Origin of the sequence: Desulfobulbus sp. (assembly GCF_030824455.1) — a bacterium.
Classification (GTDB): Bacteria; Desulfobacterota; Desulfobulbia; order Desulfobulbales; family Desulfobulbaceae; genus Desulfobulbus.
The window spans coordinates 17,691-38,413 of the sequence record NZ_JAVBXR010000117.1; the positions used below are offsets into that span (position 1 = coordinate 17,691).

General features: G+C 60.8%; 15 protein-coding genes. 8 read left to right on the forward strand and 7 right to left on the reverse strand.

Annotated elements, in window-relative coordinates; translation table 11 throughout:
• Positions 1-184 precede the first annotated feature (184 nt).
• Together RCH93_RS15395 and mtnA are read right to left on the reverse strand one after the other, a co-directional pair.
• Positions 185-817 carry a class II aldolase/adducin family protein gene (locus RCH93_RS15395; protein WP_306549307.1) on the reverse strand — a complete coding sequence of 211 codons (633 nt, stop codon included), beginning with the start codon at positions 815-817 and terminating at the stop codon, positions 185-187.
• A complete protein-coding gene (mtnA, locus tag RCH93_RS15400; protein WP_306549308.1) occupies positions 817-1,914 on the reverse strand; it encodes an S-methyl-5-thioribose-1-phosphate isomerase in 1,098 nt (365 codons plus the stop codon). The genes RCH93_RS15395 and mtnA overlap by 1 nt, the downstream gene beginning before the upstream one ends.
• A 245-nt stretch (positions 1,915-2,159) precedes the next feature.
• Here mtnA and RCH93_RS15405 point away from each other — a divergent pair, with 245 nt between their 5' ends.
• The 3 genes from RCH93_RS15405 (at position 2,160) to sppA (ending at position 8,516) form a co-directional block, all read left to right on the forward strand.
• Complete coding sequence (locus RCH93_RS15405) at positions 2,160-4,286, forward strand: HDOD domain-containing protein (RefSeq protein WP_306549309.1); 2,127 nt, start codon at positions 2,160-2,162, stop codon at positions 4,284-4,286.
• Positions 4,287-4,464: 178 nt separating this feature from the next.
• Entirely contained in the window at positions 4,465-6,411 is a 1,947-nt protein-coding gene (locus RCH93_RS15410; RefSeq protein ID WP_306549310.1) for a response regulator, read from the forward strand.
• 239 nt (positions 6,412-6,650) lie between these two features.
• On the forward strand, positions 6,651-8,516 hold the full coding sequence (sppA, locus tag RCH93_RS15415; protein WP_306549311.1) for a signal peptide peptidase SppA: 1,866 nt from the start codon (positions 6,651-6,653) through the stop codon (positions 8,514-8,516).
• Between the two features lie 14 nt (positions 8,517-8,530).
• Here the strand turns inward: sppA and RCH93_RS15420 are convergent, their stop codons facing one another.
• Positions 8,531-9,709 (reverse strand): RtcB family protein, encoded by a 1,179-nt coding sequence (locus RCH93_RS15420; RefSeq protein WP_306549312.1) that lies wholly within the window; start codon positions 9,707-9,709, stop codon positions 8,531-8,533.
• Between the two features lie 128 nt (positions 9,710-9,837).
• Between RCH93_RS15420 and RCH93_RS15425 the strand changes: the two genes are divergently transcribed.
• Together RCH93_RS15425 and RCH93_RS15430 are read left to right on the forward strand one after the other, a co-directional pair.
• Positions 9,838-10,806 carry a hypothetical protein gene (locus RCH93_RS15425; RefSeq protein ID WP_306549313.1) on the forward strand — a complete coding sequence of 323 codons (969 nt, stop codon included), beginning with the start codon at positions 9,838-9,840 and terminating at the stop codon, positions 10,804-10,806.
• Positions 10,807-10,868: 62 nt separating this feature from the next.
• Positions 10,869-11,792, forward strand: a complete 924-nt coding sequence (locus tag RCH93_RS15430) for a universal stress protein (protein ID WP_306549314.1) — start codon at positions 10,869-10,871, stop codon at positions 11,790-11,792.
• A gap of 19 nt (positions 11,793-11,811) precedes the next feature.
• Here RCH93_RS15430 and RCH93_RS15435 read toward each other — a convergent pair whose 3' ends face one another.
• On the reverse strand, positions 11,812-14,697 hold the full coding sequence (locus tag RCH93_RS15435) for a pitrilysin family protein (protein WP_306549315.1): 2,886 nt from the start codon (positions 14,695-14,697) through the stop codon (positions 11,812-11,814).
• Between the two features lie 76 nt (positions 14,698-14,773).
• On the opposite strand from RCH93_RS15435, the gene RCH93_RS15440 reads away from it, so the two are divergent.
• Positions 14,774-15,640, forward strand: coding sequence for an SDR family NAD(P)-dependent oxidoreductase (locus tag RCH93_RS15440; RefSeq protein ID WP_306549316.1), 867 nt, complete (start codon positions 14,774-14,776; stop codon positions 15,638-15,640).
• Here the strand turns inward: RCH93_RS15440 and RCH93_RS15445 are convergent.
• Positions 15,629-15,889 carry a hypothetical protein gene (locus tag RCH93_RS15445; RefSeq protein ID WP_306549317.1) on the reverse strand — a complete coding sequence of 87 codons (261 nt, stop codon included), beginning with the start codon at positions 15,887-15,889 and terminating at the stop codon, positions 15,629-15,631. The genes RCH93_RS15440 and RCH93_RS15445 overlap by 12 nt on opposite strands.
• A 105-nt stretch (positions 15,890-15,994) precedes the next feature.
• Positions 15,995-16,186, reverse strand: coding sequence for a 50S ribosomal protein L28 (rpmB, locus tag RCH93_RS15450; protein ID WP_306549318.1), 192 nt, complete (start codon positions 16,184-16,186; stop codon positions 15,995-15,997).
• Between the two features lie 379 nt (positions 16,187-16,565).
• On the opposite strand from rpmB, the gene RCH93_RS15455 reads away from it, so the two are divergent.
• Together RCH93_RS15455 and RCH93_RS15460 are read left to right on the forward strand one after the other, a co-directional pair.
• Positions 16,566-17,999 (forward strand): diadenylate cyclase, encoded by a 1,434-nt coding sequence (locus RCH93_RS15455; protein WP_306549319.1) that lies wholly within the window; start codon positions 16,566-16,568, stop codon positions 17,997-17,999.
• A 373-nt stretch (positions 18,000-18,372) separates the two neighbouring features.
• Complete coding sequence (locus tag RCH93_RS15460) at positions 18,373-19,128, forward strand: MltA-interacting MipA family protein (RefSeq protein ID WP_306549320.1); 756 nt, start codon at positions 18,373-18,375, stop codon at positions 19,126-19,128.
• Between the two features lie 77 nt (positions 19,129-19,205).
• On the opposite strand, the gene RCH93_RS15465 is transcribed toward RCH93_RS15460, so the two are convergent.
• On the reverse strand, positions 19,206-20,675 hold the full coding sequence (locus RCH93_RS15465) for a PLP-dependent aminotransferase family protein (protein WP_306549321.1): 1,470 nt from the start codon (positions 20,673-20,675) through the stop codon (positions 19,206-19,208).
• Between the last annotated feature and the right edge of the window lie 48 nt (positions 20,676-20,723).

Here is a 20,723-nt window from a genome sequence, read left to right on the forward strand (position 1 = left end):
AGAGTCTTCAGGAACGGATGTGTGATGGTTCACGCTGGGTGCGAGCGGGAACCATCGCGCATATCGAGCGCAGACGAGATGGAACTGTCCGGCAATTCAATACACTGTCCCTACATTGCCACGCTAGGGTTCAGGCCGAGGAACCAGCCCATTCTGGCGGCGTCTCAGCCGACGAGGGGAACGCTCAGACGGCCTTGTACCCTTGGAAGCGACGCAGCACCTCGGCCATCTCCGCAGCCGGCAACACCGGCGGTTCCGTTACCTGGAGGGCCTGGAGATACATCCGGGCCAGGGTTTCCACCTCAACCGCCAGGGCCAGAACCTGATCAAGATCGGCGGCAAAGCAGATCATGCCGTGATGGCCGAGCAGGGCGGCGGATCGGTCGCGCAGGGCCTCGATTGCCGCGTCCGAAAGGGCCTGGGAGCCAAAGACGGCATAGGGGGCACAGCGGATGGAATCGCCGCCGGCCACGGCCACCATGTAGTGAAAGGCCGGGATGGAGCGCTCCAGGCAGGCCAGGGTGGCGCAGTAGAGGCTGTGGGCATGAAGAACCGCGCCGGCCTGAGGATAGCGCCGGTAGACGTCGCCGTGCATCCGCCACTCCGACGAAGGCCGGCGACGCCCCTGCGGCTGACCGGTTCCATCCATCCACACCACATCTTCGGGTTGGCACAAATCATAGGCCAGGGCCGAGGGCGTTATCCAATACCCTTCGCCGTCGCGCACGCTGACGTTGCCGGAGGTTCCCTGATTGAGCCCCTGGCTGTTCATGGCCCGAGCAATGGCCAGCAGTTGCAGGCGCAGATTGGAATCCATTATTTGCCCTGCTCCGGATAGAGGCCCAGCAACCCCTGCCGACTGGCCGGGCAGACGCCCCGCTCGGTGATCAAACCGGAAACCAACCGGGCCGGGGTGACGTCAAAGGCCGGGTTGACCGCCGGCGTCGCAGCCGGGGCGATGGCGATGGCGCGCAGCGTTCCCTCGTCGTCCTGGCCCTGCAGCCGCAGCACCTCCTCCTGGCCCCGCTCCTCAATGGGTATTTCCGCAACCCCGTTGTCCACGCTCCAGTCCACCGTCGAGCCCGGCAGGGCCACATAGAACGGCACTTGGTTGTCAAAGGCGGCGAGCGCCTTCAGATAGGTGCCGATCTTGTTGCAGACGTCGCCGCTGGCCGTGGTCCGGTCAGTGCCGACGATGCAGCAGTCGACCAGGCCGTGCTGCATAAGATGGCCGCCGGCGTTGTCGACAATCAGGTGGTGCGGTACGCCAGCCGCCACCAATTCCCAGGCGGTGAGGCTCGCGCCCTGGTTGCGGGGCCGGGTCTCGTCCACCCAGACATGGACCGCAATCCCCTGTTCCACGGCCTTGAAAATCGGCGCCAGGGCCGTGCCCCAGTCCACAGTGGCCAACCAGCCGGCGTTGCAGTGGGTGAGGATGTTGACCGGCTCACCTAGCTTTTTCTTCTCCGCCAAGGAGGCAATCAGGGCCGCGCCGTGCCGGCCGATGGCCTCGTTGGCGGCGACGTCCTCTTCGCAGATCCGGCCGGCCTCCTGGTAGGCGGCGCGCAGACGCTGTTCCTCGGGCAAAGGCAGGAGCACGCGCAGCATCCGCTCCACCGCCCAGCGCAGATTGACGGCGGTCGGACGGCAGGCGATCAGGCGAACCGCCATCTCTTCCAGGGCGGCCGATGAGGCGCCGCTCCGTAGCCCCAGGCAGACTCCGTAGGCCGCAGTGGCCCCGATCAGCGGCGCGCCCCGAACCAGCATCCGGCTGATCGCCGTTGCCGCCTCTTCCAGGGTGTCGAGCCGAGCAACCACAAAGCGAAAGGGCAGCTGGGTCTGATCAATAATTTCAACCCCAACGCCGTCTGCCGCCAACCAAATGGATCGATATGCCTGTCCGTTTACCTTCACAACCGCGCCCCCTTGGGAAAAATGAACCGTGGACCAACCAATGGCCGAGACACTACCCAACCGCGCCGGAGGGGGTCAAGGCAATTTTCTCTGCGTCGAACCGGTTCGAGAGAGGAACCAGGCCCTGACCGCCCGGCCGACAATCCACAACTGCCGATTGCGCGCCGCTGAATTTTTGCAAAACGCTTTGCTCTACAGGCAACATCCGTTATGCTTGGATAAAATTCTTCCTCCCCCAGCCAACGATGAACAGCCAGCACCAAATTCTTTACAATCTCAAAATCTCCGGCAACCTGCCAAGCATGCCGCAGGTGCTGGTGCAACTGATCGACAGTTGCCACGATCCGGAAATCCAGCTCCAGGTCATTGCCCGCATCATCGACAAGGACGCCGCCGTCAGCGCCAAGGTGCTGCAACTGGTCAATTCCGCGTTTATTGGCGCGCGCAAGGCCATCGCCGACATCGAGCAGGCCGTGGTCTATCTGGGCATGGACGCGGTCAGGAATCTGGCCATCTCCATCTCCGTGCAGCAGGTCTTCCGCCGGGTGGAAAGCAACGGCATGCTGGCCATCGACCGTTTTTGGCGTCATTCCCTGCATAGCGCCCTGCTGGCCCGAAACATTGCCGCTGCCGTCGCCCATCCCGATCCGGCCGGGGCTTATCTGGCCGGATTGCTCCACGACATCGGCAAGCTGCTGTTATGGAGAGCCTTTCCCGGGACCTACGCGCCGCTTTTGCTCAAGGGGGTGCGCTGCCACAACGCCCGGCTCGCCTTTCTCGAAGAGGAGAAGCTGCACGTCAACCACTGTCAGGCCGGGGCCTGGCTGTGCGAGCAGTGGCGGCTGCCTTCCCTGCTGGCCGACGCCATCCGCTATCACCACCATCCCCTTGAGGAGGTGGCGCAGGCCCTGCCGCTGACCAAAATTGCCTGCCTGGCCGACCTGCTCAGCCACAGCGATTCCGGCAACCAGGAAGGGCTGGACGCAGCCGCTCAATTGTTTGCACTCAGCCCGGACCAGGTGGCGTCGCTTTTTGCCGGCCTGGACGAAGAAATTGCGCTGCTGGCCGAGCAGATGGGCATTCGCGTTCCCCCCGACGGCAAGACCTCGCACGATCAGGAACCGGAAAGCGAGGCGGCCCACAAAGAAACCTCGCTGGGGTTGATCAACCGCATCCGCGACATCTCCCAACTGAGCGGCCTGCTCGACAACCTGTTGCGCGCCGAAAACCGCGACCAGATCGTCGGCGCGGTGGAACAGGGGCTGAAAATCCTGTTCAACGAAGACACCTGCCTGCTGCTGCTGCCCGACGGCGCAACCGGTCAGTTGCGCGCCCACCCCTCAGAGGACAACAACCTCGCACGGGACGCCGGCGGCTTGGTCTTTGCGCCGGAACAGCACCCCGACAGCCTGCCCGCCCAGGCCCTCCGGCAACAGCGTTTGCGCCATTCATTCGTGGAAAAGCCTGCCGGCAAGGGCGCACCCAATCTCTTTGATGCACAACTGCTGGGGCTTTTGGCAACCGAGGGCATGGCCGCAGCGCCCCTGATCCATCGGGGCCAAACCGAGGGGTTGCTGCTGATCGGCCTGTGGAAAAAATCATTCCGCACCCTGACCTCCCAGGCGACGCCGCTGCAGCTGCTGGCCAACCACGCCGCCGTGGCCCTGCACCTGGAAAGAAGCAAGGCGGAACAGGCGGAGCGCATCGCCGCCGAACGGCTGGCCGCAGCCACCCTGGTGGCCCGCAAGATTGCCCACGAAATCAACAATCCGCTGGCCATTCTCCGCAACTACCTCCACATCCTTGAGCGGAAGGGCGCGCAGGGCGAATCCATCCAGGCGGAAGTCGCCGTCATCGACAACGAGCTGGAGCGGATCAGCCAGATCACCCAAGGCCTGGAGGACCTGGCGCAGGAACGCGACCCACTTGCGGTGGAACCCCTCCTCGTCCATCCCCTGCTAGAAGAAATCGTCAGCCTGTTCCGGGCCTCGCAGCCCAAAGACCGCAACCTCAGCCTGTCGTATGTCCCCTGCGAAGAGCCCCTGACCCTGCAGACCGACGCCAATCGTCTCCGCCAGATCCTGCAAAATCTGCTCGGCAACGCCCTGGACGCCGCCCCCTCGCAGGGCGTGGTCACGGTGCGCTCCCGCCGCGACCGCGACGCCGTGGTCCTATCCGTGGAGGACAATGGCCCGGGCGTCGACCCGGCCGTGGGCGACGCCCTCTTCCGGGCCGGCGTTTCCACCAAAACCGGCCGTCACAGCGGTTTAGGATTGCCCATAGCCCGCCATCTGGCGCAGCGGATGGGCGGCTCGCTGACCTACGCCACAGAACCCGGCGCCACGGTGTTCACCCTTACGCTTCCGGCCTGAATCCCTTGTCACTCCTATACAATTGACTTTTTTCATGGACATTTAAAAGCAAACACGCTTGAATGACGGGTAACGTAATCCACCAACCTTTTTTCATGAACACCCCCGGTCTCACGCATGCGCAACCCGCACCGCATCCCCTACCCTTCCTTCTAAAATCATGCAGGCCATACACACCATGCACACCGTTCTCATCATTGATGATGAAGCTCGTTTCAGCGCCAGCCTCGATTATTTGCTCAAAGCGGAAGGGTATCAGGTGCAGGTGGCCAATTGCGGCGAAGCGGCTTTCGCCCTGCTGCAGCAACAGACCTTTTCGGTCGCCCTGATCGACATCAACCTGCCCGACTTCAGCGGCAACCTGATTGCCGCCCGCATCCGCGAGGAGCATCCCGGCACCGCGATCATCATCCTCACCGGCAACGCCACCATCGACAACGCGGTGGAATCGTTGCGCCAGGGCGTCTACGATTACCTGCGCAAGCCCTGCGCGCCGGAACGGTTGTTGCGAACCGTGGCCCGCAGCATTCAGCACAAGCAGCTCACCCGCGATCTGCACAACAGCGAAAAACGTTTCCGTCAATTGGCCCAGGCCACCTGGGAGGGCATCATCATTTATGATCAGGGCGAGTTGCTCCAGACCAACCCGCAACTGTGCAAAATGTTTGGCTATACCGAAACCGAACTGCTGGGCAAACAGATTTTCGACGTGCTGCTGGACCGCAACACCATCCGCGCCATGGATTACCCCGCCGACCCGGAAACCATTGGCCCGTTCGAGGCCCGGGGCGTGAAAAAGGACGGCTCCGCCTTTCCGGTCGAATTTCGGGTCAAACACATTGATTACCAGGGCCGCCAGGTGCAGGTGGCCGCCATCCGCGACGTCACCGACAGCGAAATTGCCCTGAAGCAAAAAGTAACCCTGATGGAAAAGCTGGCCGACGCCCAGCGCATGGAATCGCTTGGTTTGATGGCTAGTTCCGTGGCCCATGACCTCAACAACATCATGGCCGGCATCATCACCTACCCGGAACTGCTGCTGATGGATCTGGGCGAGGACTTCAAATACCGGGAAGAACTGATGATGGTCCGCGAGGCGGGCAAACGGGCGGCGGCGGTGGTCAACGATCTGCTGACCGTGGCCCGGGGCGCGACCTGCAAAAAAGAGGTCCAGGACGTCAACGCCCTGATCAGCGGCTACCTCAACTCGGTGGAGTTCAAGGAAATCTGCCAGCGCTACCCGGAGGTCAAGGTCGCCTCCTACCTGGAGGGCAAACTGCAGAACATCAGCTGCTCAGTGATGCACCTCAGCAAATCAATCATGAATTTGGTCAACAACGCGGCGGAAGCCATCCAGACCAAAGGCCAGATCACCCTGTCCACCAAGAACGTTCGCCTTACTGCGCCTCACCAGGGATACGAAACTATTGATCCGGGCGAATACGTGATGATTTCGGTGGAAGACGACGGCCCGGGCATCTCCCCTCTGGACATTCAGCAGATTTTCAGCCCCTTTTACAGTAAAAAGGTCATGGGCCGTAGCGGCACCGGCCTGGGCTTGGCCGTGGTGTGGAACACCGTGCACGACCACGGCGGCTTCATCGACGTGGTCAGCGGCAACGGCGGCGGCTCAATGTTTGCCCTCTATTTCCCGGTCAATAAATTCGGAGCCTGCAAACCGGCGCTGCAATCGCCGATCATCAACCAATACCAGGGCAACGGCGAGCGGGTGCTGGTGGTCGACGATCAGAAGAGCCAACGCGAAATCGCCAGCCGCCTCCTCGCCCGGCTGGGCTACCAACCGCTGACGGTCACCTCCGGCGAAGAAGCGGTGGAGTACGTCAAAAAAACGCCGGTGGATCTGGTGATCCTCGACATGCTGATGGATCCGGGCATCAACGGCTGCGAGACCTACGAACAAATCCTGCGGCATGTCCCCGGTCAAAAGGCGATCATCACCAGCGGCTATTCCAACGCCGACGACATCAACCGGGCCATGGATCTGGGCATCAGCCAGTTCGTCAAAAAACCCTATTCCCTCCACGAACTGGCCCAGGCGCTCAAGATGGAAATCAACCCTCCCCCCTCTCCAGCCTTCTCCGGCGGGAGCGGGTGCGGCCAATAACCCCGACGCCCGCAACACTCCCAAACCCTCCCGCAACTTCCCGGAAACTCACCTGCGCAACCCATTCCGCTTGCTCCGGCATGGCTGAATACGGTATTCTCTCCAATGCATCTCTGTCGGGCAACGCTGACCCAGCGCCCTAGCGCCCTAGCGCCACTTCGCGCTCAACAAACGCTTCCAGCCCTCTGCCCGGCATTGCCAATGCGCCCCTCCACTCTTTTCCCGCTGCGAGACAGACCATGAAACAATTTTTTCAGATTCTCTTCCTGCCCCTGCGCTGGCTATGGAAGTTCCTCAGCACCGGATTGACGGTGCTGACCAACCTTATTTTTCTCAGCGTGTTGCTCCTCGGCCTAGCCGCCGCCCTGTATACGCCCAAGGTCCAAGTGCCCAACGGCAGCGCGCTGGTGCTGGCGCCGGAGGGCGACATTGTCGAGGAGCGCTCGCCCATGGACCCGCTTGCCAAGGTGTTGAGCGAGATGTCCGGAACGCCGCTGCATGAGGAAACCTTTCTCCAGGACGTCCTTGACGCGGTTGTGGTCGCCGCCGACGACCCGCGGATCAAAATGCTGGTGATCAACACCAACCGCATGGGCAATGCCAGCCTTGATCAGATCCAGGCCATCGGCGCGGCCCTGGACGACTTCAAAACGACCGGCAAGCAGGTCGTTGCCCTGGGCGACGCCTTCAACCAGGCCCAGTATTATCTGGCATCCAGGGCGGACAAGATCTACCTCCACCCCATGGGGGCAGTCAATGTCCACGGTTTTTCGGTGTTTCGGCTGTATATGCGAGAGATGCTCGACAAACTGGCGGTCAATTTTCACGTCTTTCGAGTGGGAACCTTCAAATCGGCGGTGGAACCTTTTCTGCGCAACGACATGTCGCCCGAGGACAAGGAATCCAACCGTCTGTGGCTGAGCAACCTGTGGAAGGCCTACAGCGCCGACGTCGTCCAGCGCCGCAAACTCGATCCAGGGGTGTTTGCCGACAACGTCAACCAGATGGTGTCGCAACTGGCCTCGGTGGACGGCGACCGCGGTCAACTGGCCCTGGCCACCGGCCTGGTGGACGGCTTGAAAACGCATCAGGAATTGGAACAGATGCTCAAGGAGCAGGTCGGAACATCGACCGACAAGAAAAGCTTCAACCACATCGGCTTCCAGGACTACCTGCAAACAGTTGTTCCTTCGTACACCGATGCTGAAAACAAGAAAGACCTGATCGGCATCATCACCGCCTCGGGCAACATTCTGCCTGGGGAAGGGGCTGTCGGTCAGATCGGCGCCGACGACCTGATCAAGCGCATCCGCAAGGCGCGGCAGGACGTGCGCGTCAAGGCGATTGTCCTGCGGATCAGCACCGGCGGCGGCAGCGCCTTTGCCTCCGAACTGATTCGCCAGGAGCTGGTTCAGGCAAAAAAAGAAGGGAAAATCGTGGTTGTTTCCATGGGCGCCATGACTGCTTCCGGCGGCTATTGGCTGGCCGCCGACGCCGACGCCATTGTGGCGGCGCCGACCACCCTCACCGGATCGATCGGCATCTTCGGGGCCATCCCCACGGTGGAACAAACCCTGGCCAAGATCGGCGTCCACGGCGACGGCGTCGGCACCACCGACATCGCCCATTTCGGCAACCCGACCACCGCCATGAGCGCTGCGGAGGCCTCGGCCATCCAATCTGAAGTTGAGCAAGGATACCGGCGGTTCATCGAAATCGTCGCCAAGGGACGGAAGATGAGCCCGGCGCAGGTGGAAAAAATTGCCGAGGGAAGGGTGTGGGACGGCGCGACCGCGCTGCAACTGGGGCTGGTCGACAAACTGGGCAACCTGGAAGAGGCGGTTGCCGAAGCGGCCAGACTGGCCAAGGTACCCGAGGAGAACGGCTTTTTCATTGAGCTTGCGCCGAAAAACTACCTGGAACGCTTCAAGCGGGCCGACCAACCGGTTGAGGCCCTTGTCGCCCGGATGGTCCGCTCACCACTGCTGCCTGCTCCTCTGCAGCGCGCCGCTGTCGAGCAATTCGATTTCCTGCTGCACAGCGGCGACCCTAAGGGATTGTATGCCCACAGCCTGCTGCCGTTGTCGGCGCTCGCCTTTCGCTAAACAGGCCAACGCGGCTAGCCCTTGAGCACCGCCAGGGGTTGCAACTCGACAACCACCTCGATCAAATCGCGCTGGTTGTCGATCACCTTGCCGATATCCTTGTAGGCCCCCGGCGCTTCCTCCAGATCGCTGCGGTTGCGCAGCGAATGGAGGACATGGCGGGCGTTGAGCTTGTCGATTTCCTCACGCAGGTTGAGCGTCCGCTGAGCCTCTTTTCGGCCCAACACCCGCCCGGCGCCGTGGGAACAGGACATGAACGACTGCGGATTGCCCAGCCCCCGGACAATATAACTGCAACTGCCCTGGGAACCGGGGATGATCCCGTATTCGCCCAGCAAAGCGCGGGTGGCTCCTTTGCGGTGCACCCAGACCTCCTGGCCGAAATGGGTTTCGCGAGCCGCATAGTTGTGGGCCACATCAAGCGGCTCTCCAAACTGATCGCAGCCGGCGACCTCGGCCACGATCTCCTGAAACGCGGCCATCATCTCGCCCCGGTTGGCGCGGGCAAAGGCCACGCAGTAGTTCATCTCTCGCAGATAGCGCCGCCCCTCCTCCGAAGCCGCCGGCAACATGGCCAACTGCTGTTCCTTGGGGACCGCGTCCTTCTGATTGCGGGCCAATTGCATGGCTAGGGCGTTGTAATGGCCGGCCACCTTGTATCCAAGATTTCTGCTGCCGGAATGGACCATCAGCCAGATCCGGTTGTCGCTGCCCCGCTGGAGCTCGATAAAATGGTTGCCGCCGCCCAGGGTGCCGAGCTGCCGCCGGGCGCTGGCGAATTCCTCGGCCACCACCGGCAGTTCCTGATCGATGCGATCCATGGAGCTAGGATCGGGCAGGACCCGAAGCGGTCGCGGCTTGTCGTGGTGTTTGAACCCCAGGGGAACGGCCTTGCGCAGACCTGCCAAAATCTTTTTCAGCGCCGCAGGTTCGATCTCGGTCAGACCGGTGCGCACCGCCCGCATGCCGCAGCCAATGTCAACCCCCACCCCGTTGGGTACAACAGCGTCCACGGCGGCCAAAACCCCGCCGATCGGCATGCCGTAGCCCACGTGGGCGTCGGCCATCACCGCCACATGGTGAAAGGCGCAGGGCAGGTTGGCCAGATTGCGCGCCTGCGCCAAGGCCTCGTCGTCCAGCGCATCCGCCCACAGCAGCAGCGGTATTTTCTCGGTTGTCACGATCCTGACCACAGTGTCCCCTTGCTCTCTTTTCCATCTGGTATATAGTGCCGCCTCATGCAAGGATAGGTTGGCGGCCGCAGCGTGCTCGCGCGGGTGATCGAACTATCCCCCGATCAACGTTTTACGTCCGCCCGCCCATGATCACACAAGAGACCCTGACCCATCTCTGGCTCCACCTCGGCTGGCCGCTCTTACGCCTGCTCGTCTATCTTGCCGTTGGCCTGCTGGCCGCCCTGTTCATCGAATCGCTCAACTGGACGCGCAAGCTGGCGGTGGTCGCCCGGCCGCTGACCCGATTCGGGCGTCTCTCGCCGCTCACCGGGGCCTCGTTTTCCCTCTGCTTTTTCTCCGGCATGGCCGCCAACACCATGCTCGCCGAAGGATACGACAATAAAAAATTGAGCCGCAAGGAATTGATCCTGGCCAACCTGTTCAACAGCCTGCCCAGCAATTTCCTTCACCTGCCGACCACCTTTTTCATTGCCGCTCCGATCATCAAGGGCGCGGCCTTTGTCTATATCGGCCTGACCATCAGTGCGGCGGTGCTGCGCACCCTGTTCATCGCCTGCGTGGGACGGATGCTGCTGCCGGCGGGCAACAGCGAAATCGAATATGCCCCGCTGCCCGCAGATCCGGCCAATCCTTTTCGGTCCGCCCTCAACAATACCATCAAACGGTTCAAACGGCGCATCCGCAAAATCATCAGTTACACCGTGCCGATCTACATCTTTTTCTACTATCTCTCCGAGGCCGGGTTTTTTACCGCCGCCGAGCAATTCATGGGCCAACATCTTGCCTGGCTGTCGTGGCTCACGCCCCAGGCCCTGTCGATCCTCACCTTTCAGATGGCCGCCGAGTTCACCGCCGGGCTGGCGGCCGCCGGCTCGCTCCTGGCCAGCGGTTCGATGAGCGGGCGGGAAATCGTGCTGGTCCTGTTGATCGGCAATATTCTCTCCTCGCCGGTCCGCGCCGTCCGGCATCAATACCCCTACTATGCCGGCATCTTCAAGCCGGTGCTGGCGGCGGAGCTGATCCTGTTCAGTCAGAGCTTCCGGGCCTTAAGCATAGCCTTTGTCGCCTTCATGTATTACATTTTAACGATGTAAATCGGGCAGCTCCAAGCGCTCTTGAAAAAGGAAGCGTTCGAACAAACGCCAAGGAGGCGCAGATGGAAAGAACCATTCTTGTTGCAATCGACGGTTCGGTGTACAGCTCCAACAGCCTTGATTATCTGGCGCATCTCTTTGGCGCGGATCGCGGTCTGTCCATCCATCTGTTGAGCGTTGTTGCGGGGGGAGGGGCGGACAAGGAGTGGATGTACGACGTTGATCCGCTGCGCACCCAGGCGCCGGGATCGGAAAAACGCGCCGCGCTGGCCCGCCGGCAGCTCAAGGAGGCTGAAGAACGGTTGATGCGCAACGGCTTTGCCAAGGAACGGATCGAGTCGCGGGTCAAGACCGCCTCAAGCGTCAGCACTGCCATCCGCGACGAGGCGGAACGCGGCAATTACGACGCCGTTCTCATTGGCCGTCGCGGCCTGGGGGCGGTGGGCAATATGTTTTTTGGCAGCACCTCAAGCGATCTGATTGAAAAATGCCACCGGGCCCCGCTGTGGATCGTCGACGGCAACGTCAACGCCTCCCGCTTCCTGCTTGCGGTGCAGAGTCACCCCGCCTCGCTGACGGCGGCGGATCACCTCGCCTTTATGCTCAAGGGCCACCCGAGCGCCGAGATCTGCCTGTATCACTCCAATTCGGTCTTCGGCAGCCAGAAACCGTCGCCGGCCGAAGATTTTCACGCCCAATGGGGCAAGTCCTGGTGCGATCAGCACCTCGACCTGGACAACTTTCTCTTTTACGCCCACGCCCAATTGCTGGCCGACAGCGGCATCCCCCGCCATCGCATCACCCAGCTGCCGGCCCAGATGCACCTGGATGTGGGCGCTGATCTCCTCAAGCAGGCCAAACAGCACCACTGCGGCACGATCGTCATTGGCCGGCGCCGGCGCGATCTGGCCAAGGGCCAACTCAAGGGCGTCTCCGACAAAACCCTCAAGCAGGCCCAGAACATCGCCGTCTGGTTGGCCGGGTAAACGGCGACCACGCCCCGGTTTATTTTTCAGAGGGGCTGACAATCACCGTGGCCGCCTGGTCCGGCCGCAGATATTGCCGGGCCAAAGCGGTCAATTCCTCGGCCTTGATCGCGGCAAAGCCTTCGCTGATGGTCAGCGGCCACTGCAGTTGCTGCGGATGGCGGCCGGACAGATTCAGCACCGATTCCATCCAATAGCGGTTGTTGCGCTTAATGTCCTTGATCGAAGTCAGGGTCGGTTCCATGGCCCGGTGCAACTCGTCCTCGCTCACCCCTTGGTCGCCCAGACTGCCGGCCGCCTCCTTGACCACCTTGGCAAGGCTCAGGGCCTGTTCCGGGGCAACGATCAGACTGCTTTTCAACAATCCGAAGCCCTCGTTGCCGCGACTGGGCATGCTAAGCACCTGGGGCGAATAGGCGGCCCCCAACTCCTCGCGAATCTTGACCCGCAGACGATCGTCGAGAATGGCCGCCAGCAGGTTGAGCCGCCGGGTGCGGCCGATGTCCCAGAAATCGCTGGTTTTCCAGGCAACCGTCAGCATCGCCTTGTCAATCGAGCTGGCCACGGGCAAGCGACGTTCCTCGCCGGCGGGAAAAACAATCGGTTTTCCGGCCAGGATCGGCTCCAGTTGCCGCTGCTCGGCGCCAAAATATTTGGCCGTCAGGCGTGCGGCCTCCTGGGGATCAATATCGCCCACCACATTGATCTCAAGCGGCGCCTGCGCAAAAACCGGGTTCAGCCAGTCGCGTATCTGGTCCAGCTCGATTGTCTCAACCTGCGCCCATTCGGCCAGCCCATATTCCGGGCTGGAACCGGCGAGAAACCGCTCGCCCCGCACCTGTTGCACGCCTTCCACCGAGCTGGTCAACTGCTCATACATCCGGCGCATATTCTCCCGACTGCGGCGAAAGGCCTCGGGGCGATAGGCCGGGTCGTGCAGGCGATGGTAGAGCAACTGCAGCAGCAGTTCAAATTCATTGCTCAGGCTGGAGCCGCTAAACGCAAAACTCTCCGGCCCCACCTTGAACTCCAGCCCCACGTTGGCGCCGGCCAGGGCCTCGGCCAACTGCTCCCGGCTCAGCTTGCCCACCCCGCTTTGACTGATCACGGCCTCGGCAAGCAAGGCCATCCCTTCGGCTGGTTCGGCCTGCTTGCCCCGGCCGAACTGCACCGACAGCTGCACCTGCTTGGCCTGGAAATCGGTGGGTTTGACGTTGAGACGCACCCCGCCTGGGAATTGATAGCTGGTCACGCCAATGTCGGCATGACGCGCCGGTTCTGGAACCTTGCTTACTGCCGGCGGCACGCTCAGGTACGGGAAGGGGGCGCGCTGTTCTTCCACCCAGGCCGGCACGGATTGGCCTTCGGTTTCAAGGCAGGCCTTCCGCACCTGCATCTCGGCTTGATCTTTGGCCTGATCTCCGGCCAGTTCCGGGGCAACAACGCCCACCACTTCCACCAGCCGGCGCGGTTGACTCCACAGCTTGCGGAGCGTCGCGTTGATCTCGGCCAGCTCCATTTTTTCAAGCGCCGGGCCATACAGGGCCATCTCCTGGGCGGGAGAAAGCAGCACTTGCTGATCGTTCAATCTGCGGACAATATCCTCAGCCAACTGCCGACTGTCGCGGGTCGAGGCGGTTTGCGCCGCCTTTTCCAGCAGAGCCGCGACCTCCCGCTTGCCCCTGGCCAATTCGGTTTCAGTGAAGCCGTCTCGCAAAGCCTGGGCCAGGGTGACCTGCAGGAGCGCAAGCCCCTGCCGCCAGTTGGCGGCTTCGGTGCGGGCCGCCAGGGTGGCGTAGCCAAAACGCCGCAACAGGACGCCGTTCTGCGCCTTGGGCTGAGCCAACGGACTGTTCGGCCGCTGTTCCAATTGTTCCAGCCGATTGCTCAACAGGGCCGCCGCAAGATACTGGCGGAGTTGCTCGATTTCCCAGTTCAGGGTGTCGGGGCCGGGCACGCTGTTGAACACCGTGGTCAGGGCCAGCCCGGTGTAGCCCAATTCGGGTTCGGGCAGGACCAGGACATCGGTCCCGGTTTCCCGCACCTTGCCCAAATCCGGACACTCGCCGCGTTGTTCCGCACCCTGCAGGCCGGCAAACGCGCTGTGCAGCATCTTTTCGGCCTCCTGCGGGTTGACGTCGCCGACCACCACCACAATCATATTTTCCGGCCGGTACCAGGCGTCGTAATAGGAGCGCAGCAGGCGGCTGTCCGCCGCTTTGATCACCTCCTCGGTCCCGATGGGGTCGCGTTCCGCCGCCAAGGTTCCAGCAAAATCAAACTGCATCTGTCGTTTGGACACCCGGGAGGCTGCGGAATCGCGGCTGCGTTTTTCGGCCAGGATGATTCCCCGCTCCCGTTCCACCTCCTGTTCCAACAGCAAGGCGCCGCGCGCGTAATCGGCCAGCACCTTGAAGCCCTCTGCAACCGCCTTGGGATCGTTGGCGGGCAGGAGCAGATTATAGACGGTTTCGTCAAAACTGGTGTGGGCGTTGGTGTCGCCGCCAAAACCCATGCCCAGGCTCTGAAAATATTCGACCAAGGTTCCGGGGGGATAGTGGGTGGTGCCGTTGAACAGCATGTGCTCAAGGTAGTGGGCCACGCCGCGCTGGGATTCGGTTTCGTGAAGCGAACCGGATTGAACGTTGAGATACAGCGCCACCCGGTTCTTGGGCTCGGCGTTGGCCATCAGCACGTACCGCAGGCCATTGGCCAACTGCCCAAACGACAGGGCCGGATCCGGCTTGAGATCGCTTTGGTCGTGGGGCCAGCCCGAGGTGAGGCAGCCGAGCGGCGCGGCGATGGGGGCCTCGGCGCGCACCAGGGCAGGCGCCGGGGACAGAAGAAGGGACAGCAACAGACTGAAAATGATCCGGGACGATGCCCGGGAAAGGCTCTGCTTCATTGTCGAACCCTAAGGATTGGTGTAAGGAGTTGGGAATAATTCACAAAGTATAGTGCGCGCACGGAGGGGAAACAAGATGAATATTGCGGGAAAAAAGGCGCTGGTGCTCGGGGCCTCGCGCGGCATTGGCCTGGCCATTGCCAGAACGCTCGCCGATCAGGGCGTGCGGCTGGCCCTGCCCTGGTTTGATTGGCCGGAATCCGCTGCGGCGATGGCGCAGGAATTTGGCGGGGAAACGGGCGACAACCTGATCATCCAGGTCGATCTGCGCAAGCCGGACGAAACGGCCGGGCTGATGGCGGCTATTGAAGCGCGCCTCGGCGGACTCGACATCCTGATCAACAACATCGAGCGCGGGGGCATGCCCATCCTGCACGGCGGCTACCACCGAGAGGTCAACCGCGAACAGTGGCAATTGGAAATGGAGACCACCCTGCACGCCAAGTGGATTGTCTTTGAACAAGCCCTGCCCCTGCTGCGCCGCAGTCCGGAAGCCGCAGTGGTCAATGTTTCATCCATCGCAGGCCTCATCGGCCGATCCGGCCCGGCGGGACTGCTGTTCAACGACGGCTACGCCGCCGCCAACCGAGGCGTTTCCTCGCTGACCGAAACCTGGGCGCGGCTGGGAGCGCCAACCATCCGGGTCAATGAAATTATGTTGGGATTGATCGACCAGCGGCATGGGCCGGGCACGCGGGGATGGGGGCTGCTCGCCGAAGCGCAGCAACGGGAATTGCTCGACCACACCCTGCTGCGCCGGACAGGAACGCCGGAAGAGGTGGCGCGCGCCGTGCTTTTCCTGGTGCGGGACGCCGATTTTATGACCGGGACGGTCCTGAAAATGGACGGTGGATATGTGCTGGGCGGTGAACAGCCTGCGGACATGCCGGAAGGCATGCTGGAAGCAAACGAAACGGGAGGCGAGCGGCGCTCAGTCCTCTAACACCCACTCGGGAAGGTGACGCATGACGTACTCGGTGACCTTTTCCTTGGCGTCAGGGTCTTTCTCCTTGATGCCGGCGTCGCGCATAACTTCCTCGAAGTCAAACCAGCAGAGCTCTTTTTCCTGACGGCTGTAGACCGTAAGGATGCGATGATCAGGATCATCGATGTCTTCCTCTTCCTGAATGGCGGCCACCACTCGAACCGCCTCTTCATAGGGCAAAAAACGGATCTGTTCCTCTTCGCTCATCGGCAACTCCACGGTGCTCACGGGCTTTAACGCGTCACTGCAACATCATAAAAAAAGGGCGAGTGAACCAAGTCAACTCGCCCTTACATCACTAACAAGGCAGGTTCAGGCAGGCTTGACAACAGCGCCCGAGCGGATGCAGCGGGTGCAGGCGTTGACGTGCACAGTGCCACCGGGGGTGGCCATGCGAACTCTCTGCAAATTGGGCAACCAGCGACGACGGGTCTTGTTATGGGCGTGGCTGACGTTGTTCCCGGTAGCGGGGCCTTTGCCACAAATCTCACAATTACGAGCCATAATGATATCTCCTAAAGAAATTCAATTTTTAATAACCTCCCATTTTACCCGCGCCCCATGAAAAATCAAGTTCTTTTCGTCAAGGGACCACAGGACGCAGCGCTTATTCAACTGCACAACACCCTTTCCGCCCCAAGCAACCGTCCAAGTTTACAGAAAAACACCGACAGCGACAACATCCGGAAAAACCATCAACGCTCTCTGCGCCCAATCGCCAACCACAATGCGCCCAAGAGCGCCGCCTGGAAATAATCTTCGTACAACGGTTGGTTTTTGTTATAATCATTCTTACAATCACTGCCGGACCGTCGCCAAGGCGACCGCGCGGCACAGACGGCGGCCGCGACCGCACGCGACAACCTTCACAAGGAAGCAATCCATGGGGCATTCCGTTGCTCTGGCATACGAATTTTTTTCCTGGCGGGCAGTGCTCGACATCCTGCTGATCAGCGCCGGTCTCTTTTTCCTCTATCGAACCCTGCTGCGCCTGGGCACCTGGAAGATCATGGCCGGTATATTGTTGGCCCTGGTCATGTTCATTCTGGCCAATGCCCTGAACCTCAGAGGCATCGAGTGGATCTACCAGAACCTGAGCCATGTGGCCGTTCTTGGTTTGATCGTCATCTTTCAGCCGGAGCTTCGCAAGGTTTTGGAAAAGGCGGTGTCGGTTCCGCCGCATCGCCCCCGCGATCATGACACCCAACTCCAATCGATGATCGCCGAGAGCCTGATCAAACTGGCTCAGGAGCGTTGCGGCGCCATTCTCGTGTTCCCCGGCAAGGAACCGATCACCGATAAAATATCCGGCGGCTATCAACTCAACGCCATGCCCAGCGTGCCGTTGATCCTCAGCATTTTCGACCCCAATTCCCCAGGTCACGACGGCGCGGTGATCATTGAGGGCAGCAAACTGACCCAATTCGGCGTCCGTCTGCCCATGTCCCAGTCAACACGGCTTTCCGAAGAATTCGGCACCCGCCACCACGCCGCCATGGGGCTGGTCGAACAGACCGACTCCCTGGCGCTGGTTGTCTCCGAGGAACGCGGCCGGGTTTCGATCTTCACCAACGCGGAGATGCGGCCGGCGCGCGACACCGAGGACATCACCAAAGCCATTGTCGAACACCAGCAGGAAATGGGCTTTTTCCGCCGCGACAATGCCCCTAAAATCCGCAAGCGCACTCTGGTGCAAATTGCCGCCAGCTTCATTATTGCCGTGGTCTTCTGGTCGACCCTGATCGTCTCGCAACGCGAGGTGGTGGAACGCGTTTTGCCGGTGAACATCGACTACACCTCGCCAGCGGAGGATTTAGTGCTGGTGGGCGACAAGGCCACGGAAATCAAACTCCACCTCACCGGGCCGAAATCCGACATCGACAATTTGGCGATCAATCCGCCGAGCGTTAAGATCGACCTGTCCAGGATGGCTAAAGGCAGCCAAACCATTATCATCACCAGTGAAAACATGCGTCTCCCCAAGGGCGTCACCCTGCTCGACACCGCTCCGCAGCAGTTGAAGCTGACCCTGGCTGCGGTGGTGGAAAAAACCGTGGCCATTACCCCGCAGATCATCGGCAAGCTGCCGGGCAATCTCAAAATCAAAAAAATCACCGTAACCCCGGAAACCGTGCTGGTGACCACCCCGGTCAGCAGAGACGAACGGGCCTCGGACGAGGTCCTGACCACCCCGATCTACCTGGAATCCATTTCCACCGACAGCAAACTCTTCTGCAAGGTGATCGCCCGCCCCTCAATCCAACCGGTGGCCAAACGCTGGCCGGACGTGGAAGTGTTCATCGAACTGAAGCAGTAAATCCCCATCCAGCGACGGCGTCACACGCCGTCGCCGGATACACCCATCTGTGCCCCCCGCCTCGAATCGATCCCGCCTCTCCAAACTTTCATTTTTGTCTATTTTAAAACAAAATAATAATAAAAATGTAACATTTTTTCCTTCTCGGAAAATCCAGCAACCGCGTTGCAACGAAAACGTACTGACATTGCACTAAAAATTTAAAATTTAATACCGGTACAAAAAATGGCGCCGCAAGTGCTTAGTGAAAGGCACAAGCGCATGACCTGTTGTTCAAGGATTCCCCCTTGCCTCCGATGCCCGATGGACGCGCGAGCCGCCAGGGATAGGAAATTATGACAAAATTTGGATTCTTATTTTCAAAGGAGAGAACATGAAACGGATATTTTCCATGACCGCCTTGGTCGCCCTGACCGCCGTCGGCGCAGCAACCCAAGCAAACGCAGCCACCGCCGTCGCCGCACTCGACGTCAACAGCGCCTACGTCTGGCGCGGTCTGACCTTCAACGACGGATTGGTCCTCCAACCGAGCATGGACGTCTCCGCCAACGGATTTGCCTTCAACGTCTGGGGCAATTACGACGTGGACGACTATAACGGCAATGTGGACGACAACGAATTTTCAGAGATCGACCTCACCGCTTCCTACGCCTTTAAGCTGGGCGCAGTGGACACCAGCGTCGGCGTAATTCATTATATCTTCCCGACCACAGACATGACTGCGGAAGGCGCAGACAGCAGCACCACAGAGCTGTTCCTCGGCCTGGGATACGACCTCGGTCACGGCTTCAACATCTCCACCAAGATTTATTACGACTTCGATCAGGTGGACGATTTCTACATGACCGCAGGGCTCGGCTACAGCTACAGCATCAACGACAAGACCACCCTAGGATTGAGCGGATTGATCAGCTACGCCGGCGAAGATTTTGCCGAAGCATACGGCGGCGGGACCGACAGCGGTTTCTTCAACTACATGCTGACCGCATCGATAAAATACATGGTCACCGACGCCTTTGGCGTAGGAGCGAACATCAATTACACCGACTCCATGGACGAGGACGCACTGCCGGACGAAACCGTCGACACCACCGTTTTTGGCGGACTTAATCTGACCTACACGTTCTGATCCCCACCAACCTCTCCCCTTCTCCCCGTTCAAGGCGCATCGCCGCGGGGAGAAGGGTTTTCCCAACCTCCCTTCCCTCACCTCGCCTGCAACATGGCCGCAAGCCGCCCCAACCGGCGCATGCCGCCTTCCATCTGTTCGTTCCAGGGCGCTCCGCAACTGATGCGGACGCAGTTTTTAAACCGTCCGGCGCCGCTGGAAATCGCCCCTGGAATCACGAAAATCTTCTCCGCCTTGGCCAGATGAAACAACTCCACGCCGTCGACGTTGGCCGCCAACTCCACCCATAAAATAAATCCGCCGTGGGGCGCGGTCAGTTTCGTGCCCTCGGGAAAATAGCGGGCAATCGCCTGGGTGGCGCTGCTCACCTGATTTTTGAGCGCAACCCGCAACTTCCTGAGATGCCGATCATACTTGCCGGTTTCGAGAAAATCGGCAACCACCATCTGCTGCAGCTTGCTCTGGGCAATGGATGAATTGAACTTCAATCGCAAGATCCGCTCCCGGAAGCGGCCGGGCACAATCCAGCCCACCCGAAAATCCGGAACCAGGGTCTTGGAGAACGAAGAGCAGTAGAGCACCAACCCCTTGGCGTCGAAACTCTTCAACGGCGCCGGCCGCACAGGCCCGAAATGCAGCTCGCCGTAGATGTCGTCTTCGATCAGCGGAATTTCATGGGCCGCCAGCATGTCAACCAGCTCCGCCTTGCGCTGGACCGGCATTTCAAAGCCCAAGGGATTCTGGAAGGAGGGATTCAGCAGACAGGCCGCGACCCGGTTGCGCCGCCAGGCCCCGTTAAACAGAGCCTCCTCGAGCAGGTTGAGATCAATGCCGGTGCTCGGATCGGTGGGGATTTCCAAGGCGAGCAGCCCCAACTCCTCGATCAATTGCAGGTAGCAGGTAAAGGTCGGCGATTCGGTGACCACGATGTCGCCCGGCCTGGCCACGGCCCGCAGGCAGAGCTGGATGGCGTCCATGCAGCCGTTGGTCACAATGACGCCCTCCGCGTCGACGTCTGAGCCAAAGCCGATTGAGCGGGCGGCAATCTGACGTTTCAGCGCCGCTATCCCATCGGGCGGTCCGTAATTCAATCCGCCGTCGGCAAAGTACCGACCGGCAACCGTGCGGGCGGAGGCGGCCAGCTGACCGACCGGCAGCAATTGACAGGCTGGCAGCGCAGCGCCAAAGGGCAGCATCTCCGGGTCGTGGATCACCGAAAGAATCGATTCCGCCAAGGAATTGACCGTGACCTTGCGCGGCCGGGTGGCGGACTGCTCCCCCATCTGCGGCGCCGGCAACAAATTGTGGAGCTGCGGTCGAACAAAATAGCCGGACTTTTCCCTGGGTTCGACCATGCCGCGCGCCTCCAGCTCCACATAGGCCTGGGCAACGGTGGTGATGCTTAAGCCGGTGCGATTGTGCAGATCGCGCAGCGAGGGCAAACGTTCGCCCACCTTGTACAGGCCGCTGCTGATTTTCTCTTCCAGCTCGGCGGCCAACTGCTGATAGCGAAAACCAGCGGAAACGGTTGTTCCTTGGGTCACCATGCATGCCCCATCTGTTATGGTTACAAATCAAAACTTCTGCATCTGTTA

What these genes read in the sequence shown, in the direction of transcription:
- RCH93_RS15395 (WP_306549307.1), bottom strand. Translation starts at nt 817, where the DNA reads ATGGATTCCAATCTGCGCCTGCAACTGCTGGCCATTGCTCGGGCCATG.
- RCH93_RS15405 (WP_306549309.1), top strand. Translation starts at nt 2,160, where the DNA reads ATGAACAGCCAGCACCAAATTCTTTACAATCTCAAAATCTCCGGCAAC.
- RCH93_RS15410 (WP_306549310.1), top strand. Translation starts at nt 4,465, where the DNA reads ATGCACACCGTTCTCATCATTGATGATGAAGCTCGTTTCAGCGCCAGC.
- sppA (WP_306549311.1), top strand. Translation starts at nt 6,651, where the DNA reads ATGAAACAATTTTTTCAGATTCTCTTCCTGCCCCTGCGCTGGCTATGG.
- RCH93_RS15425 (WP_306549313.1), top strand. Translation starts at nt 9,838, where the DNA reads ATGATCACACAAGAGACCCTGACCCATCTCTGGCTCCACCTCGGCTGG.
- RCH93_RS15430 (WP_306549314.1), top strand. Translation starts at nt 10,869, where the DNA reads ATGGAAAGAACCATTCTTGTTGCAATCGACGGTTCGGTGTACAGCTCC.
- RCH93_RS15435 (WP_306549315.1), bottom strand. Translation starts at nt 14,697, where the DNA reads ATGAAGCAGAGCCTTTCCCGGGCATCGTCCCGGATCATTTTCAGTCTG.
- RCH93_RS15440 (WP_306549316.1), top strand. Translation starts at nt 14,774, where the DNA reads ATGAATATTGCGGGAAAAAAGGCGCTGGTGCTCGGGGCCTCGCGCGGC.
- RCH93_RS15445 (WP_306549317.1), bottom strand. Translation starts at nt 15,889, where the DNA reads ATGAGCGAAGAGGAACAGATCCGTTTTTTGCCCTATGAAGAGGCGGTT.
- rpmB (WP_306549318.1), bottom strand. Translation starts at nt 16,186, where the DNA reads ATGGCTCGTAATTGTGAGATTTGTGGCAAAGGCCCCGCTACCGGGAAC.
- RCH93_RS15455 (WP_306549319.1), top strand. Translation starts at nt 16,566, where the DNA reads ATGGGGCATTCCGTTGCTCTGGCATACGAATTTTTTTCCTGGCGGGCA.
- RCH93_RS15460 (WP_306549320.1), top strand. Translation starts at nt 18,373, where the DNA reads ATGAAACGGATATTTTCCATGACCGCCTTGGTCGCCCTGACCGCCGTC.
- RCH93_RS15465 (WP_306549321.1), bottom strand. Translation starts at nt 20,675, where the DNA reads ATGGTGACCCAAGGAACAACCGTTTCCGCTGGTTTTCGCTATCAGCAG.